The organism is Pedobacter lithocola, assembly GCF_042650845.1.
Classification (GTDB): domain Bacteria; phylum Bacteroidota; class Bacteroidia; order Sphingobacteriales; family Sphingobacteriaceae; genus Pedobacter; species Pedobacter lithocola.
Window position 1 is genome coordinate 273,200 of record NZ_JBHSBW010000013.1, and the last position, 17,488, is coordinate 290,687.

Here is a 17,488-nt window from a genome sequence, read left to right on the forward strand (position 1 = left end):
TTAAAACCGGACCGTTCATTTCCAAAAAAAAAATCCTTGCAGACTTTACATCTACAAGGATTTTATTATTTATCTATTGAGGGGAAAAGCCCTAAACCTTTCCCCTTTATTCCTTCAAACTTCTTAAGGCCAAACACCTAAATTCATGTAAGAAACGGCAATTTTATCAATTGAGTTAACAAAAGCAGCTGTTCTTAAAGTCTGAGTTGCAGGTTTATTCTTCAAGGTTTCACGAATTTCGTGATAAGAATGAATCATGGTATCTTCTAAACCAGAGTTTACCAATTCCATTTCTGATGCACCTTTAACAATCATTAAGCGATGCTCTGGAAGGATAGTTTTGCCAGTTAAATTTTCTAAAGTAGCAATTAAATTTGCATTTGAATTGGCCGCATAACGGTTTTCCATACGTCCGAATGCTACGTGAGAAAGGTTTTTTAACCACTCAAAGTATGAAACGGTAACACCACCAGCATTACAATACATATCTGGAATAATGATACCACCCATTTCTGTAAAAATAGCCTCAGCCTCTGGCGTTGTTGGTCCGTTTGCACCTTCAGCAATAATTTTTGCCTTAATGTTGCGGATGTTAAGTTCGGTAAACTGGTTTTCTAAAGCAGCAGGAACCAAGATATCGCAATCTTGCTCTAATCCTTCCATCGAATTTTTAAAATCAGTAGCACCAGGGAAACCTAAAATTGAACCTGTATTTTTGCGGTGAGCAAAAACCTCATCAACATTTAAGCCATTTGGATTGTAAATTGCACCCTCAAATTCGCATAAACCAACTATGGTTGCACCGAATTCTGCCAAGAATTTAGCCGAGTGGTAACCAACATTACCTAAACCCTGAACAATAACGCGTTTATCGCCTAAACCAGCTTTTAAACCGATTTTCGCCATATCTTCGGCAACATCCACACATTCGCGTACAGCATAAGCAACACCGCGACCAGTAGCTTCTTTTCTACCACGAATACCGTGTAAAGCGATCGGCTTACCAGTTACGCAACCTAGTGCATCCAGCTGACCAGGATTCATGGTCATATAAGTGTCTGCAATCCAGCTCATTTCGCGTTCGCCCGAACCATAATCTGGTGCAGGAACATCAATGCCAGGACCGATAAAATTTTTCTTAATTAATTCTGTGGTGTAACGACGGGTAATCGTTTCCAGCTCAGCTACACTATATTGTTTGGTGTTGATTTTGATACCACCTTTTGCACCGCCGAATGGTACGTTTACGATAGCACATTTGTATGTCATTAGGGCTGCAAGTGCCATCACCTCGTCTTCATTAACCATTTCGCTGTAACGAATACCGCCTTTGGTTGGACTCATGTGATGCGAATGCTCTACACGCCATGCATCAATAACTTCAAAACCGTTTCCTCTGCGAATTGGAAATTGAAAACGATACACACTATTACATGCTTTAATCTGGTTCAATAAACCCTCCGGATGAGTTGTGAATTGAGCCGCACTGTCAAAGTTCTTGCATACATCTGCAAAAAACTTGTTCTCGTCTGCTAGATTAGCCATTATTTTTTTTTATGAATTTAGTATGCCGCAAAATTGCCTAAAAAAACTGCATATATCCAAATGAAAAAATACTTAGTGTATGGCCAACACTACTCGGTTTTGTATCGAAAAACAGCTTTAAACTGTTTAAACTTAGTTTTTAGTCGGGTTTTCTTTTTCTATTTTTTTTAATCTTTTATCGATAGAAAATAGATATGCCAGCAAACCGAACAAAATGATGACAATACAGGCTACAACAACATAGATTTTGCCATCGGTACGCATTTTATCGGCCATTTCTACACCATTGTCTTGTGCAAATAATTGTACCGTTACAAGTGTTAAAATTAGTGAGAAAAGTATTTTTTTCATGTTGGTTTTTTTGTTTGTTAGGTGTTTGGTTTTTTTGGATGCCCTAGATAGAATAACGAAATTCAATCTTTATTCCTTAATCTTTGCTCTTTGTTCTTTAATCTTTGCTCTTTGTTCCTTAATCTTTGTTCTTTAATCCTTATTTGCTTGCGCTTTGTTTTCTAGTGAACGTAATCTGAAACGGATGGTATAAACCCAATAACCGATTAATATCCATCCTAAACAAGCCGGATAAAATACCATACGCATGCGGCTATCTAAATCGTAACTATTAAAACCTGGATTGCCACCATTGCCTGGGTGCAAAGAATCTTTTAATCGTGGTAAAACGAAAAGTAAAACCACCATCATTGGGAAGGCGAAGATGTTATAAATAGCCGAAATTTTAGCTCTTTTTTGTTCTTCATCTATGGAGTTGCGAAGAATTAAATAAGCGAAATAAAGTAAAACAGATATGGCCGCGAAATTTTGTTTAGGGTCGAAACTCCAAAAATCGCCCCAGGTAAATTTTGCCCAAATGGCTCCGGTTACCAAACCTAAAAGCCCGAAAATGATGCCTGCATTTACACTTTCTACTGCTTTCATATCATCAATTTCACTTTTAGAACTGAGCGTTTTTATGCTGTAAAAAACAGAGATAGAAAACAATACAATCATTGCAAACCACATGGGTACATGGAAATACAAATTCCTGATAGATTCATTTAAAATAGGCAAACGCGGAACACCAAGCAATAATCCTGCAATTGCAGTATAAATTACAAGCACTGAACCTAAAATTTTCCACCAAGTTTTATTCATACGTATATAATTTTGATTGAGTGATTTTTGAATGAGTGAATGCTTACGTTCAATTCTATATTTTAATTTCGAATAAAGGAATTTTGAATGAAAGAATGTTTGCATTTCCATTCAATCAATAACTAATTCTACAATTCAATCATTTATCAAGCTATGGAAGTTCAAATTCACTCAATCTATCATTCTATAATTTATTCATTCCATTTTTTTAATCCCGCCAAAGGTAAGGAAATAACAATAAAGAGGTTGCAACGGTAAGTACATTTACCAAAAGCAACATCCCAATTTCATCGTAACTATTTTCCCAGGGTAAGCCGTCAACTGCATTTTTAGCTAGTTTAATTAATAATATCAGTACAGGAATGATAATGGGAAAACTTAAAATTGCCATGAGCATACCACCATTTCCAGCCTTGCTTGCAATGGCCGAAACCATAGTAAAAACCGTTGAAAAACTGATACTGCCAATAATTACCGCGACATAATATAGCAACAAATCTGGCGGGGTAAAAGAATCAAAAACTAATGTGTAAAAACCTAATGCAATGGTGGTTAAAACAAGCATTAATAATATATTATAAACGGTTTTTGAAATTAATATTGCCGCCGGACTAGCTAAAATATAATTGTAAAGCTGCTGACCCTTAGTTTCTTGCAAAAAACTTTTTGATACTCCGTTTATGGATGCGAAAAGCATAATTACCCAAAATAAAGCATTCCAGGTTAATTTATCGCCGAGACTTACAAAAGATAAATAGCAGGTAAAAATGGTAGAAACTACATACAACAATATCCCGTTGATGGTATATTTGGATCGCCACTCTAAAAGTACTTCCTTGTGGATTAAAAATTTAACCTCTTTGGCCAGTTGCATAACCGCAAAGATACTTTTATTGATAAATAATGTGAACTAAAATTGTTGGATTGTTGTAATATTGTTCAGTAGTAATTGTTCGCTAAGTATAAAATTTAACCACAGATAGAAAGGATAAATACAGATACTGGTGAAAAAATTTTATATCCGAAGATTATTAACCACAGATAAAAAAGGATTGACACGGATGATAGTGAAAAACAGATTATGAAAATATTTAGTGCCCAAATTCCGTGGACTAAGTATTTCTGTGGCAAGAAAATAATTAAATGAACTACGCATCAGCTATAGAATCTCCGATTGGAAAAATTACTATCCTTGCAGAAGATGATTTCGTCACGGAAATTACTTTTTCCGAAAAAGCAATCGACGAAATCGAAGAAAGTGCTTTAACCAAAAAGGTGGCAGCTCAATTAGCAGCGTATTTTAAAGGTGAATTGAAAAATTTCGATTTTCCAATAAAACAAAAGGGAACAGAATTTCAACAAGAAGTTTGGCTAAATTTACTATCCATTCCTTATGGCGAAACCACATCCTACGCTAAATTTTCTGCGCATCATCCATTAGCCATTCGAGCGATAGCAGCAGCAAATGGCAAAAACAACATTGCCATTGTGGTTCCTTGTCACCGGGTTATTGGTAGTGGCGGTAAATTAGTTGGTTATGCTGGTGGTTTATGGCGAAAGCAATGGCTATTGCAACATGAAAGAGAAGTTTCTCAAACAGGACAAACAGAAATAAAATTTTAATATGAATACATCATTAGAAAAAGAAGATACACCTAGCCATTTAAAAGCTATACATTTATTTAATAAAGAGAATGATGATTGCGATTTCGAAACTGGTAAAATTCCTGTAAAACAACACATTAAAGCTACTTATTTTTTCTCAAAAACGGATGTTTCAACCCTAGAAAACATCCCTCACCCGGCACCAAGAAGACAATTTGTAATTACCATAAAAGGAAAACTGAAATTTACCGTTACCAGTGGTAAAACATTCATCATCCAACCTGGGATAATTTTAATAGCAAATGATACCAAAGGCATTGGCCACACCTGGGAGATTATAGATGGTGATGAATGGGAAAGAATTTACATTCCTTTGGGAGAAAATGATGAAGATTATTTTACAGCTGATTAAGGAATCATTTCTTATTTATTCAGCATTAAGCTATTTTGAGCTTATCGAATACCATTAAACAAAGGTCTTCGACAAGCTCAGAATGAGAGGCTTAATCTCGATTGAATTCCAGTTATTCAAAACCGATTTAATTCATAATGCGTAAATAACATCAAACCCATCGATGTTATGAAAACGATTTGCTCCATCCTATTGGTTCTTCTAAGCTTTTTTCCGGCAGATAAAAATTTGCCTGTTAGCAAGTTAGACTTAAAAAAATATTCTGGAACCTGGTATTCATTATATTCTATACCTACGATTTTTGACAAAGGCAGCAGAGAAACTACCACAAAATATACCTTAAATAAAGATGGCTATTACAGTGTTTTAACCACTTATAAAAAACCTAAAGATGAAAAAGTGTACTCCAGAAGTTCAAAGATGTTTCCATCGGAAGAAGGAAATAATGGTGAACTTCAAGCGCAGTTTGTTTGGCCAATTAAGGTAGATTATTGGATTATCGAACTGGCTGAGGATTATTCTTATGTTGTAGTTGGCCACCCAGACCATAAATTTTTATTCATCATGAGTCGAAGTAAAAGCATGCCAAAGAAAACTCATGATGAAATTGTTGCTCGTTGCAAAGCAAAAGGATATGAAGTAACTAAGCTTACTTCACAATTTTAATTGATGGATGTTGATGTAATTTTTTCGCCTCTCTTTGTGCTAAAAAGCATAAATAAAACACCAACCAAAAATACAATCCACCCCCATTGGAAATGTACAACTTTGCCAATTAATTTATTTGCGAAGCCATATTTTGTATAATTATTTGCTGTGAAATATACTGCGATAACTGCTAAAACATACCAAATAGCCATTACAAAGCTGATAAATCTAAATGCCCCAGCCTTTCTTATAAATAAAAACAGTACAGCAAGTGCGATAATTGCATATGTTATAATAAACAAACGCGAATCAGATTGATACAGGTTCCAATTGCCTTTAATTGGCACTTTCAACATTGGGCAAAAGCTTGCGATGATACAAAGTAAAACACCCAAAAAGGCTCTGAATTTATTTAAAACTAACATTTTGATTTACGATTTTTCCTGCGATTTGATTACACTAATTTCAAGATTACACAGATTTTGATTAATATTATTTCTGAATTGACAATAGTTTATAGCTAACTTACCTAACCACATTTTCTCGGAACTAGGACCTCGGACTTCAGACTAATGACTTCAGACTAATGACTAATGACTAATGAACTACTATTGTCCCTCAACAATCCCCATTTTATCGGCGAAGTGAGCGCAATAATCGCGTAAATCTTCAACAATTAACGTTTCGTTTGTTGCTTTTAAAAAGCTATCGGCCATGGTTTGTAAAGTTTCGTAGAAGAAACGTTTCATTTCATCAACCGGCATATCTTTTGTCCAAAGGTCTATTTTTAAAGTGTTTTTATAGTTATGGTCCCAAACCGATAAAAACATTGCTTTTGCTGGCACTTTATCTGCATTTCCAGAATCTGTACTTTCCCAAAGAATATTGTCAGGATTGTTACCCTCATCTAACTCAACTGTTATTTTTATTTCTGCTTTTTTCATTTTTCAAAATTGACGCTACCAATAAATTTGATTAAAATTTATCGATTTATTTTTACGATTGCAAAGATGCTTAATTTTTAAATTGATTATACAACTGAAATGATTACTCCAGTTTTTTTACCTGTTGATTACGCTAGCTTTTGAATGATTACCATCAAAATTGCCGTGAGCACTATAAAAATCGATTCTACCATCCAAATCCTTTTTAAATCTTTCAGCGTAAAACGAAAAATTAAATCGGTAATAAAAGTAACCACAATTAAACAGCCTAAAATCATGAGGTAAAAACCACTCATATCAATTTGTCGTGGCGCACTTACTTTCTTGGTAAATAAATTTACCACCATCAAACCGAGCGCTATTGCCCCAACAATATTTAAAGGCGTAATCCTTAACCTCATTATTTTTTCTTATCGAATTTTTTCCCTTTTTTAAACGATTTAATTTCTTTTCCAGCCTTTGCTTTCGCCTTCTCTCTAGCCTTTTTATCTATCACCGCAGCGTGTTTTTTCTCGTGGAAAGCACCTAAAAACGTTGGGTCATCTTTACGTTTCTGTAAATCTATTTCTTTGGCAATATGCTGACGTTCTTCGTAAGGTGTTTCATCAATATAAACGCCCTCCGGAATTTCTGCTACCGGAATGTATTGGCGAATTAGTTTTTCAATTTTACGGATGTAATATTTCTCCGCGTCGGTAGCAAAAGTAATAGCATCGCCTTTGGCAAAAGCCCTACCCGTACGCCCAATTCTGTGCACATAATCTTCAATAATAATAGGTACATCGAAATTTATCACATGGCTCACATCACTCACATCAATACCTCTACTGGCCACATCTGTAGCAACCAAAACTCGGATATTACCTTCTTTAAAGCTATATATCGAGTTAATTCGGGTGTTTTGCCCCTTATTTGCATGTATTACACGAACATTTTCTGCACCATATCTACGCTCAATAAAGCTAAAAATATTATCGGCAACGGTTTTGGTTTTACAAAAAATAATCAGGCGACTAAAAGTCTCATCATTTTTTAATAAATGCTGCAAAAGGTTAATTTTTGTTTTAAAATTAGGAACGTAATACAAGGCTTGAGTAACATTTGCGGCCGGTGTAGCTTGTGCCGATGCCTCAATTACCAACGGATTATTTAAGAAATCGCCAGCAATTTTTTGCACCAACTCGCTCATTGTTGCAGAAAACAACAAATTTTGGCGTTTACGCGGCACAATTTCCAAAATCCTGTGAATAGAGCCAATAAAACCCATATCCATCATTTTATCGGCCTCATCCAATACCAAAAATTTTAAACTTTGCGTATTAATATCGCCAGCCAAATATAAATCGAGAAATCTTCCTGGCGTAGCAATCAAAATATCAACACCTTTTGCAATTTGTTCTTTCTGGGTTTTGGGGCCAATACCACCAAAAATTACAAGCGAGCGTAAATCGGTGTAAGTAGAAAATAATTTTACCTGCTCGGCAATTTGCATAGCCAATTCGCGTGTTGGCGATAAAACCAAAGCTCTCGGATTTTCACCTTGAGCGTATTTCAATTGCATTAAAATTGGCAAAACAAAAGCCGCAGTTTTCCCAGTACCAGTTTCTGCGATACCGAAAATATCTTGTCCAGATAACACTGGTGCAATTGCTTTTTCCTGTATTGGCGTGGCAACGGTGTAACCTGCGTCGGCAACTGCATTTAAAATTTGCCTATTTAACTTAAATTCTTCAAACGATTTTGCCATAGCGCACAAAGATAGGTTTTTTAAGCCGAAAGGCTAAAAGCTTAAAGACCAAAGCTAAGGCACAAAAAACTTAAATGTTCTTAAGTTCCTTATATGGTTTCTTTTTTTTCGAAAAGCAATTCCAGTAATTCTTGGGTTACGGCAGCCCTGCCATCCGCTTTACTCCGATGGTAACCGCAAGGGTTACCTCTACGTGCTCGCTCCTGTCAGGTTTAATTAACATAAAACAGTACAATAAACATCCTTTCCACCTTTCATCCGCTCAAAACTAATCTGTTATTTCTCAAATCTCATATCTAACTTCTCAAATCTATTTTTACCTTTGAAACCATGAATTCTTACCTGATAAAAGCCGCTACAATTGTAAACGAGGGACAACAAATTGTTGCTGATGTATTAATTAAAGATGGATTTATAGCAAAGATTGGTCAAAATCTTTCTGCTCCCGATGCTACTGAAATTAACGCCGAAGGGCAATACCTTTTACCAGGAATGATAGATGACCAGGTGCATTTCCGCGAGCCGGGTTTAACGCATAAAGCTGATATTTTTACGGAAAGTATGGCTGCTGTTGCTGGTGGAATAACATCCTTCATGGAAATGCCAAATACCGTTCCGAATACCTTAACACAAGATTTACTTGCTGATAAATATAAAATTGCTGCAGAAACATCATTAGCCAACTACTCATTTTATATGGGTGCCAGTAACGATAATATCGAAGAAGTTTTAAAAACTGATGCTAAGAATATTTGCGGCATTAAGGTTTTCATGGGTTCATCAACCGGAAATATGTTGGTTGATAATGAAAAAACTTTAGAAAACATTTTCAGTAAAGCGCCAATATTAGTTGCAACGCATTGCGAAGATGAGGCAACTATTCGCCATAATCTTGCAGAATTCAAAGCAAAATACAAGGATGAATTAACTATCGAAATGCATCCATTAATTCGAAGTGCAGAGGCTTGTTATAAATCATCATCACTAGCGGTTGAGCTGGCAAAACGTTATCAAACCCGCTTACACATTCTACATATTTCTACAGCAAAAGAGATTGCTCTATTTGATAATTCAATACCCCTTAAAGATAAAAGAATTACAGCTGAGGCTTGCATACATCACCTTTGGTTCAGCAATAAAGATTACGCGGCTAAAGGCAATTTCATTAAATGGAATCCGGCCGTTAAAACGGAAGACGACCAAAAAGGTATTTTGGCTGGGGTGTTAAATGATAATATTGATGTTATCGCTACCGACCATGCGCCACATACTTTAGAGGAAAAAAACCAGCCATATGCGCAAGCACCATCCGGCGGACCATTGGTTCAACACGCTTTACCTGCCTTACTGGAAATGCATTTACAAGGCAAAATTTCACTCGAAAAAATTGTTGAAAAAACGGCCCATAACTTGGCCATTTGCTTTGATATCGAAAACCGTGGTTTCATTCGCGAAGGTTACTGGGCAGATTTAGTTTTGGTTGATTTAAAAGATTCATGGAAAGTAACCAAGCTTAACAATTTTTACAAATGCGGATGGAGCCCTTTTGATGGCGATACCTTTCAGGCAAGTGTAACCCACACTTTTGTATCGGGAAATTTGGCTTACCAAAAAGGCAGATTCACAACCGACCAGATTGGCAAACGACTAACTTTTGCGAGATAGAATTGTTATATTTGTTTATTAAGCAACATCAAAATGGAAACTTTAACATTACATCCAAAAAATAAGGAACAACTTGATGCATTAAAGGCATTTGCTAAAGCCTTAAAAATTGATTTTGAAACAGAAGAAAGTCCTTATAATCCGGAGTTTGTTAAAGATATTTTTCAAGCTAGAGAAGACATTAGAAATGGGAAAGGTGTTAAGATAGCAGTCGAGGATTTATGGAAGTAATCTATGCTCCTAAAGCCATAGAACATTTAAACTATTGGAAAAAATCTGGCAACAAATCGATTCAGAAAAAAATTGAGCAACTAATTATCGCTATTCAACTCAATCCATTTGAAGGAATTGGTAAACCTGAGCCACTAAAATACGAACTATCTGGTTCCTGGTCTCGCAGGATAAATGAAGAGCATAGCATTATCTATCAAGTTTATGATGATGGCGTGGTTGTTATCTTGGAAATTCAATCTTTAAAAGGTCATTATTAGTAATGTCGCTTTCAAAAACAATACAGCTCAAATCTACCATTTTAATCAGTCTGTCCATTCTGATTTACATCTTAGGTTTATTGCCCTCCGTCATTCAAAAAAATTATTCCTCAGGTATTTATCCATATATATCTTCTTCTCTACGATTCATTTCATCCATCTTCCCTTTTACCATTGGCGATATGGTTTATGCGCTCCTAATCGGATTCGTACTGTATAAAATCTTCAGATTTTACAAAAACAGAAAATCACTACATAGAAATCATAGGATAATTATTCCATTACAAATTTTAAACTTCTTTTTAGTTTTATACATCATCTTCAAAGTGGTTTGGGGTTTAAATTACAGTCGACCAAGTGTAAGTGAAGAATTAGGTATTGGAAATGAAAAATATACGGTTAAAGAATTGGTTTTGCTTGGCGATTACTTTGTTAAAAAGACCAATGATTTAAAGTCAAAAGTACGAGAAACAACAATATACAGTATTAAGGCTTTAGAAGTTAATTCGACAAAAGCTTATAATTTGATGGAGCAAAAAAATGCTTTATTCACTTATAAAAATCCGTGTTTAAAAGCGGTTTTAAATTCATGGATAATCAGTAAAGTTGGCATTGAGGGTTATTATGCACCCTTAACAGGCGAGGCAAACATGAATATGAATCTTCCTGATTTTGTTAAACCCTATGTTTCTTGCCATGAAATTGCACACCAATTGGGTATTTCGTATGAAGATGAAGCCAATCTTTTGGGTTATTTAACTGCTAGAAATAGTCCTGATTTGAATTACCAATATTCTGCTAATTATGAGATGTTAAGGTACATTTTGTTCGAAATTAGAATGAAATCTCCTGACGATTACAAGATACTTCACGATAAATTGTCGGCTGGTGTTTTAGCAGATTTTAAAACAGAAAAAGAATTTTGGCGCAAATACAACGGTGAAATGTTTGGTTATATGGATGCCGCATTTGACAGTTTCTTAAAATTAAACAACCAGAAAAAAGGAATCGACAGCTATCAGGATATTGTGATTTGGCTGTGGAATATACATAAGTCGGAGGTCAGAAGACAAAAGTCCGAAGAGAAAGAGTTGCATTTATAGGCATAAAAACATCTGACTTTCGGACATTCAACTTCGGACTACCCATGTATCGCTTCTCGCTTGCCAAAACTCTGAATGAGTTCGCCTTCAAAATCTAACCATTCTTTCCAGCGTTTATCTACATCAACATCAACAGAGTATTTACGGGCAAAGTTTAGAAATGTGGTATAATGTCCAGCCTCTGAAACCATTAATTCGTGGTAAAACTTAGCCAACTCTTCATCTTTAATATTCAACGATAACACGCGAAAGCGTTCACAACTTCTGGCCTCAATCATTGCAGCAAACAAAAGCCTATCAATAAAAGCTTGGTTACGGCTACCATCTTTCTTGCTAAATTTAACCAGTCGACCAACATAATCGTCTTTCCGTTCTCTGCTCAAAGTATAACCACGTTGCTTAATGATATCAATTACCATTTGAAAGTGCTGCATTTCTTCGATTGCGATGGCGGTTAATTCTTCAACCAAATCCTGATGTTCGGAGTTTTGGGTGATTAAAGTAATTGCATTTGTTGCTGCTTTTTGTTCGCACCAGGCATGGTCTGATAAAATCTCCTCTAAATTCGATTCCGCAATATCTGCCCAACGTGGGTCGGTTAATAGTTTTAGTCCTAACATCTGGTAATTCGTATTGAGTTGCAAAATTAAGAATTTCTTGCACAGCCCGCGATTTAAATCGTAGCTTATGTTTATTTTGCAGAAATTTTAAATAATGAACGCAAAAAAGTTATTGATTATTGGATTAGTTTGGCCTGAGCCTACCTCTTCGGCGGCGGGTACACGAATGATACAATTAGTCGATTTGTTTTTGCAAAAAGGTTATGACATTATCTTTGCCTCAGCTGCTTCAAAAAGTGAATTTAGCTTTGATTTTTCTGAAAGAAACGTGATTGAAGAAGAAATTAAGCTCAATGATGAAAGTTTCAATTCATTTTTAAAAGTTTGCAATCCGGATACCGTACTTTTCGACCGATTTATGATTGAAGAGCAGTACGGTTGGCGTGTTCAGCAGGAATGCCCAAATGCTTTACGAATTTTAGATACCGAAGATTTACATTTTCTACGTGTTGCCCGGCAACAAAGTGATAAAAAGAGCGAACTTTTAAATTTGTTCTCTGATGCCGCAAAACGAGAAATTGCCTCTATCTTACGATGTGATTTATCATTAATCATTTCAGAAGTGGAGATGAAAATCTTGACAGAAAAATTTAATATCAACAATTCTTTATTATATTATTTACCATTTCTAGAAAGTGAAATCACGTCTGAGGCAGTTGATAACTGGGTTCCCTTCGAAGAGCGGGCCGGTTTTATCTTCATCGGAAATTTCCTTCACGAACCAAATTGGAATACTGTACAAATTTTAAAAACTAAAATTTGGCCATCTCTTCGAAAAAAACTACCGTATGCAAGTATGAATATTTATGGTTCTTATGCCTCGCAAAAAGTTCTGCAATTGGAAAATAAAAATGAAAAATTCTTTATTCGCGGTAGGGCTAAAATTGCACAACAAACCATTGCGAAACATAGGATTTTACTTGCTCCTATTCAGTTTGGGGCTGGTGTAAAAGGAAAATTTATTGATGCAATGCAAACGGGAACTCCATCTGTAACCACAACGGTTGGTGCCGAGGCAATGAAAGGCTTGTTAGATTGGAATGGTTTTATTGAAGATGATTTGGAGATATTCGTTAACAAAGCTGCAATTTTATATGAGGATAAAACTGCATGGCTTTTTGCTCAACATAATGGAATACAAATCATTAACCAACGATATACTGCTCAACATTTTATAGATGATTTTATTACAAGAATTGAAAATCTGGATGTAAAAGATCATCGCCAAAAGAACTTTTTTGGGCAAATTTTAAATCATCATACCATGCAAAGTACTAAGTATATGTCGCTTTGGATTGAGGAGAAGAATAAAAGATAGTGCGAAGTATTTAAACCAAAGTCAGAGGATATAGTTTGTCTTGGCTAGACGGACCTTTTTCTTTTTCTTGATAAAAAGAAACAAAAAACCAAGGCTTGCATCTGATTTTGTAAAAATTCGCCAAATCGTTATGACAATAATTTGAGGCCTGCCCCAAACTCTTCCCATCTCGGCTGCAAATTATTTGGTTAACTTGTTTATTGGAAATTTGTGGAAACGATTTAACGCTTTTTCCTAAAATCATATGCTATGCCCTTACGTACTTCGCAAAGTTTTTGCAAATCATTAATGGCAATATTCCCCTCAATTTTCAATAACAGCATCCCTTTCAAGTACTGGTTTATCCCCAAAAGCATCTCCCTCTTCATTAATAAACCTGATTGTCGGGGAAAGCCCAAACTTTTTCTGTTTGGCTTGTACCAAAAGCAGGACTGCAGCTCCCGAAGAATTACCGAACCACTCATTTTCTAATCAGGATATAAGGGTTTTTAGGATAAGGCAAGATTTACCGGGATTATCAAATTTTAGGATGAGAAAAGATTTAAGAAAACAATCTTCCGACTTCGGTCATCTGACTTATTCCTTTTCTAATTAGTTATAATATCTTCCTACTTCGGTCATCCAACTTTCTTTACAACATTAAAACATTTCAACCTAAAACATTAAAACAATCTCCGTAAATTCGCCACATGGCAAAAATATCAATTAACCTTGCTACAGGTTCGTTTCAAAAGGAAGAAATTATAGTCGGCATCGATTTAGGAACAACCAATAGTTTGGTTGCTTTCATCAATCCTGATAAAAATCCACAAGTTATAAACGATGTCGGGAAAGGTTTATTGGTGCCATCGGTTGTATATTTTAACAAGCAAAACGAAGCCATTGTTGGCAACGAGGCGAAAGAATTCTTAACTACCGACCCTGCAAATACGATTTTTTCGGTTAAAAGATTGCTTGGTCGCTCTTACAAAGATGTGGCCGACCATGCAGCTATTTTTTCCTACAAAATTATTGATGATGATACCGATGCGCTAGTCAAAATTCAGGCGGGCGACCGCTTTTACACGCCCATTGAACTATCTGCAGAGATTTTAAAAGAGCTAAAAGCGAGAGCCGAACACGCTTTGAAAACACCTGTAAACCGTGCTGTAATTACGGTTCCGGCATATTTTAACGATAGCCAGCGGCAAGCGACCCGCGATGCAGGTAAGCTTGCAGGCTTAGATGTGATGCGAATTGTGAACGAACCAACCGCTGCAAGCCTGGCTTATGGCATTGGCTTAGACCCATCACAACAAAAAACCATTGCTGTTTACGATTTGGGCGGCGGTACTTTTGATGTATCGATTCTGCAAATTCAGAATGGAATTTTTGAGGTTTTGGCAACCAATGGCAATACATATTTGGGTGGGGATGATTTCGACCGTGCAATTTTAAACTACTGGCTGGAGAAAAATAACCTGGATATCAATACTGTTGCTCAAGATAATATTTTGATGCAAACCTTGCGCTTAAAAGCCGAGGCAGCCAAAAAAGCCTTATCAACGCAAAATTTATACAATGAAAAAGTTGGCGAAATTTGGTGCACACTGGATAGACAAACTTTCGAACAATTGATTGCTGCAAAAGTAGAAGAAACCATTACAGCTTGCAAAAACGCCTTGAAAGATGCCGATTTAACTGCTACAGATATTGATGAGGTAATTTTGGTTGGCGGCTCTACCCGAACTCCTTTTGTTAAGCAACAGGTAGAAAGTTTCTTCGGCAAAACACCACAGGATAATATCAATCCTGATGAGGTTGTGGCACTTGGTGCTGCCATTCAGGCGGATATTTTGGCTGGAAACCGTTCTGATATTTTGCTGCTGGATGTTACGCCACTTTCGCTTGGTATTGAAACTATGGGTGGTTTAATGGATGTGATTATTGCTAGAAATAGCAAAGTTCCGACAAAAGCTGGCCGCCAATATACCACTTCGATTGATGGACAGGTTAACATGAAAATTTCAGTTTATCAAGGCGAACGTGATTTGGTTAAAGAGAACCGAAAACTTGCTGAGTTTGATTTGAAAGGAATTCCGGCCATGCCTGCGGGTTTACCGAAAGTAGATATAAATTTCTTGCTTAACGCCGATGGAATTTTAACGGTTCAGGCCATTGAATTACGTTCTGGTGTGAAACAAGAAATCGAAATTACCCCAAGTTATGGTTTAAGCGATGAAACAGTAGAGAAAATGTTGATTGACAGCATTGCCAACGCCAAAAGTGATGTTGAACAACGCATGCTTATTGAGGCTCGAAGCGAAGGCGAACAATTGCTTTACACCGCCGAGCGCTTCATCGAAAAACATACTGAACACTTAACTCCCGAAGAAATCGCAGAAACTAAAATTCATATCGAAGCTTTAAAAACTACTTTGACAACTCAAGAAAAAGACACGATTTTAAAGAAAGCAGATGAGTTGAATGAGTTCACTCGCCCTTTTGCCGAGCGTGTGATGGATGCTGCAATATCGACAGCGATGAAGGGGAAAAAGATAGAGTAAAAAGGTTAAGATTGAGGCTGAGATGATAGTTATATGTAGGCTATTAAGCTTATATGAACTTATATTTCTTATATGGTGAAAATTAATTAAAAATAGTTGGAAAGCACTGTCACAGCTAATAGGTTCCAATAGCCCCGCTTTTGTTTCTGCCGATAGAAAAAATCGGCATCCACGACAATCGGGTTTATTTTACTCAGGTACACCTAAAAAACTTAAGCTGTATGATGCAAAATTATAATTTGCTATTAACCACAAACTTGTTTTCGTGGTTAACGGGCAGAGTTTAATGTTTTAAGCCTAAATGAGCCGATATTTCTTCAATGGTGAAAACTAAATAAAAATATTTGGAAAGCACCGTCAAAGCTAATAGGTTCCGATAGCCCAGCTTTTGTTTCTGCCGAAAGAAAAAATCGGCATCCACGGCAATCGGGTTTATTTTACTATAGGTACACCTAAAAAACTTAAGCTGTATGATGCAAAATTATAATTTGCTATTAACCACAAACTTGTTTCGTAATTGACCATCAATCCGGAATCAAATTACAAACTCATTTCTTACCATACATCAAAAAATCTGTCCAGCTAACCTCTTACCTTTGATGTATAAATTTTAATAATTATGGAACTAGGTATTGGCATGTTCGGCGATTTGCAAATCAATGCGAAAGGAGAGATTCAACCCGCTCAACAAAGACTTCAGGAAATTATAGAAGAAATTAAGCTAATGGACGAAGTGGGGCTAGATTTTTACGGAATCGGCGAACACCATCGTCCGGATTATGCAGTTTCAAGTCCTGAAATAATTTTAGCTGCAGCAGCTACAGTTACCAAAAACATTAAACTGAGCAGCGCCGTATCTGTTTTGAGTTCATCAGACCCAGTTAAACTTTACCAGAACTTTGCAACCATCGATTTAATTTCCAACGGTAGAGCCGAATTAATGGCTGGTCGCGGAAGTTTTATAGAATCATTTCCATTATTTGGTTATAACTTGCAAGATTACGATGAACTTTATGAAGAAAAATTAGCGTTACTTTTAAAAATCAATAAAGAACCAAAACTAAATTGGAAAGGTAAATTCCGACCAGAATTGGTTAATCAGGAAGTTTTACCACGAGCCGTTAACGATAATTTAAAAATTTGGGTTGCTGTTGGTGGCACACCCGAATCAGTAGAACGAGCAGGAAGATTAGGTTTGCCGGTTATGTTCGCCATTATTGGTGGGCAACCCATTCAATTTAAACCACTTTTTGATTACTACAAAAAGGTTTATCAGGCTTATGGTCATGATATGAATAAATTTGAAGTTGGTGTACACATGCATTCACTATTTGGAGAAAGCAATCAGGAAATTGCCGATTACTACTACCCACTTTATTCAGCACAAATGAACAGAATTGGTCGTTCGCGTGGTTGGGCGCCTTACCAACGCAATCAATTTGATGCCGGAATTGACAAAGGTGGTGCCTTAATTATCGGCGACACGAATCAATCTGTAGATAAAATTTTAACTATGGAAGAAACATTTGGTCTAACCCGTTTCTCGGCTCACATGGATGTCGGCGGACCATCGCATGCTGCTATGATGAAATCAATAGAAATTTTTGGAACTCAGATTGCCCCAAAAGTTAGAGCAGCTTTGAAGAAATAATTATTGTTTTTCGTGTTGAGCTTCATGAAGATTCGATACAA

The 17,488-nt window shown here is 36.2% G+C and carries 19 protein-coding genes; 10 read left to right on the plus strand and 9 right to left on the minus strand.

All coding sequences use genetic code 11. From position 1 onward, the window contains the following. Window positions 1–123: 123 nt before the first annotated feature. From ACFOWA_RS15150 to ACFOWA_RS15165, 4 genes are all read right to left on the minus strand, one after another. Window positions 124–1,545, minus strand: coding sequence for a Glu/Leu/Phe/Val family dehydrogenase (locus tag ACFOWA_RS15150; protein WP_378986587.1), 1,422 nt, complete (start codon window positions 1,543–1,545; stop codon window positions 124–126). Between the two features lie 132 nt (window positions 1,546–1,677). Then, window positions 1,678–1,896, minus strand: coding sequence for a CcmD family protein (locus ACFOWA_RS15155; RefSeq protein WP_123205366.1), 219 nt, complete (start codon window positions 1,894–1,896; stop codon window positions 1,678–1,680). A gap of 132 nt (window positions 1,897–2,028) precedes the next feature. Then, window positions 2,029–2,697 (minus strand): cytochrome c biogenesis protein CcsA, encoded by a 669-nt coding sequence (gene ccsA / locus ACFOWA_RS15160; RefSeq protein WP_378986589.1) that lies wholly within the window; start codon window positions 2,695–2,697, stop codon window positions 2,029–2,031. 208 nt (window positions 2,698–2,905) lie between these two features. Beyond that, on the minus strand, window positions 2,906–3,571 hold the full coding sequence (locus ACFOWA_RS15165; RefSeq protein ID WP_378986591.1) for a heme exporter protein CcmB: 666 nt from the start codon (window positions 3,569–3,571) through the stop codon (window positions 2,906–2,908). A gap of 269 nt (window positions 3,572–3,840) precedes the next feature. Here ACFOWA_RS15165 and ACFOWA_RS15170 point away from each other — a divergent pair, with 269 nt between their 5' ends. The 3 genes from ACFOWA_RS15170 to ACFOWA_RS15180 all read left to right on the plus strand — a co-directional run bounded on the left by ACFOWA_RS15170 (window position 3,841) and on the right by ACFOWA_RS15180 (window position 5,380). Then, a complete protein-coding gene (locus ACFOWA_RS15170) occupies window positions 3,841–4,320 on the plus strand; it encodes a methylated-DNA--[protein]-cysteine S-methyltransferase (RefSeq protein WP_378986593.1) in 480 nt (159 codons plus the stop codon). Between the two features lies 1 nt (window position 4,321). Next, window positions 4,322–4,714: a hypothetical protein gene (locus ACFOWA_RS15175; RefSeq protein ID WP_378986595.1), complete on the plus strand. Its 393-nt coding sequence runs from the start codon at window positions 4,322–4,324 to the stop codon at window positions 4,712–4,714. Window positions 4,715–4,882: 168 nt separating this feature from the next. Further along, the gene (locus ACFOWA_RS15180; RefSeq protein ID WP_378986597.1) at window positions 4,883–5,380 is read left to right on the plus strand and encodes a lipocalin family protein; all 498 of its coding nucleotides are present in this window, start codon (window positions 4,883–4,885) and stop codon (window positions 5,378–5,380) included. Here ACFOWA_RS15180 and ACFOWA_RS15185 read toward each other — a convergent pair. From ACFOWA_RS15185 to ACFOWA_RS15200, 4 genes are all read right to left on the minus strand, one after another. Beyond that, entirely contained in the window at window positions 5,377–5,787 is a 411-nt protein-coding gene (locus tag ACFOWA_RS15185; RefSeq protein ID WP_378986599.1) for a hypothetical protein, read from the minus strand. The two genes, ACFOWA_RS15180 and ACFOWA_RS15185, sit on opposite strands and share 4 nt — an antisense overlap. Window positions 5,788–5,970: 183 nt before the next feature. Next, the gene (gene gldC, locus ACFOWA_RS15190; RefSeq protein ID WP_123205379.1) at window positions 5,971–6,306 is read right to left on the minus strand and encodes a gliding motility protein GldC; all 336 of its coding nucleotides are present in this window, start codon (window positions 6,304–6,306) and stop codon (window positions 5,971–5,973) included. A gap of 128 nt (window positions 6,307–6,434) precedes the next feature. Continuing rightward, complete coding sequence (locus ACFOWA_RS15195; protein ID WP_378986601.1) at window positions 6,435–6,707, minus strand: hypothetical protein; 273 nt, start codon at window positions 6,705–6,707, stop codon at window positions 6,435–6,437. Then, entirely contained in the window at window positions 6,707–8,053 is a 1,347-nt protein-coding gene (locus tag ACFOWA_RS15200; protein WP_378986603.1) for a DEAD/DEAH box helicase, read from the minus strand. The genes ACFOWA_RS15195 and ACFOWA_RS15200 overlap by 1 nt, the downstream gene beginning before the upstream one ends. Window positions 8,054–8,383: 330 nt before the next feature. Here ACFOWA_RS15200 and ACFOWA_RS15205 point away from each other — a divergent pair, with 330 nt between their 5' ends. From ACFOWA_RS15205 to ACFOWA_RS15220, 4 genes are read left to right on the plus strand one after another with little or no spacing between them, the layout of a single operon-like run. Beyond that, complete coding sequence (locus ACFOWA_RS15205; protein ID WP_378986605.1) at window positions 8,384–9,718, plus strand: dihydroorotase; 1,335 nt, start codon at window positions 8,384–8,386, stop codon at window positions 9,716–9,718. 33 nt (window positions 9,719–9,751) lie between these two features. Further along, window positions 9,752–9,949, plus strand: coding sequence for a DUF2683 family protein (locus tag ACFOWA_RS15210; protein WP_378986607.1), 198 nt, complete (start codon window positions 9,752–9,754; stop codon window positions 9,947–9,949). After that, window positions 9,940–10,209 (plus strand): Txe/YoeB family addiction module toxin, encoded by a 270-nt coding sequence (locus ACFOWA_RS15215; protein WP_378986609.1) that lies wholly within the window; start codon window positions 9,940–9,942, stop codon window positions 10,207–10,209. The genes ACFOWA_RS15210 and ACFOWA_RS15215 overlap by 10 nt, the downstream gene beginning before the upstream one ends. Before the next feature lie 2 nt (window positions 10,210–10,211). After that, window positions 10,212–11,312: a DUF3810 domain-containing protein gene (locus ACFOWA_RS15220; protein ID WP_378986611.1), complete on the plus strand. Its 1,101-nt coding sequence runs from the start codon at window positions 10,212–10,214 to the stop codon at window positions 11,310–11,312. Window positions 11,313–11,350: 38 nt separating this feature from the next. Here ACFOWA_RS15220 and miaE read toward each other — a convergent pair whose 3' ends face one another. Next, the gene (miaE, locus tag ACFOWA_RS15225) at window positions 11,351–11,932 is read right to left on the minus strand and encodes a tRNA-(ms[2]io[6]A)-hydroxylase (RefSeq protein ID WP_378986613.1); all 582 of its coding nucleotides are present in this window, start codon (window positions 11,930–11,932) and stop codon (window positions 11,351–11,353) included. Between the two features lie 94 nt (window positions 11,933–12,026). Here miaE and ACFOWA_RS15230 point away from each other — a divergent pair, with 94 nt between their 5' ends. From ACFOWA_RS15230 to ACFOWA_RS15240, 3 genes are all read left to right on the plus strand, one after another. Beyond that, window positions 12,027–13,250, plus strand: a complete 1,224-nt coding sequence (locus tag ACFOWA_RS15230) for a glycosyltransferase (RefSeq protein ID WP_378986615.1) — start codon at window positions 12,027–12,029, stop codon at window positions 13,248–13,250. A 689-nt stretch (window positions 13,251–13,939) separates the two neighbouring features. Continuing rightward, window positions 13,940–15,796: a molecular chaperone DnaK gene (gene dnaK / locus ACFOWA_RS15235; RefSeq protein ID WP_378986617.1), complete on the plus strand. Its 1,857-nt coding sequence runs from the start codon at window positions 13,940–13,942 to the stop codon at window positions 15,794–15,796. A gap of 619 nt (window positions 15,797–16,415) precedes the next feature. After that, on the plus strand, window positions 16,416–17,447 hold the full coding sequence (locus ACFOWA_RS15240; protein WP_378986619.1) for an LLM class flavin-dependent oxidoreductase: 1,032 nt from the start codon (window positions 16,416–16,418) through the stop codon (window positions 17,445–17,447). Window positions 17,448–17,488 lie beyond the last annotated feature (41 nt).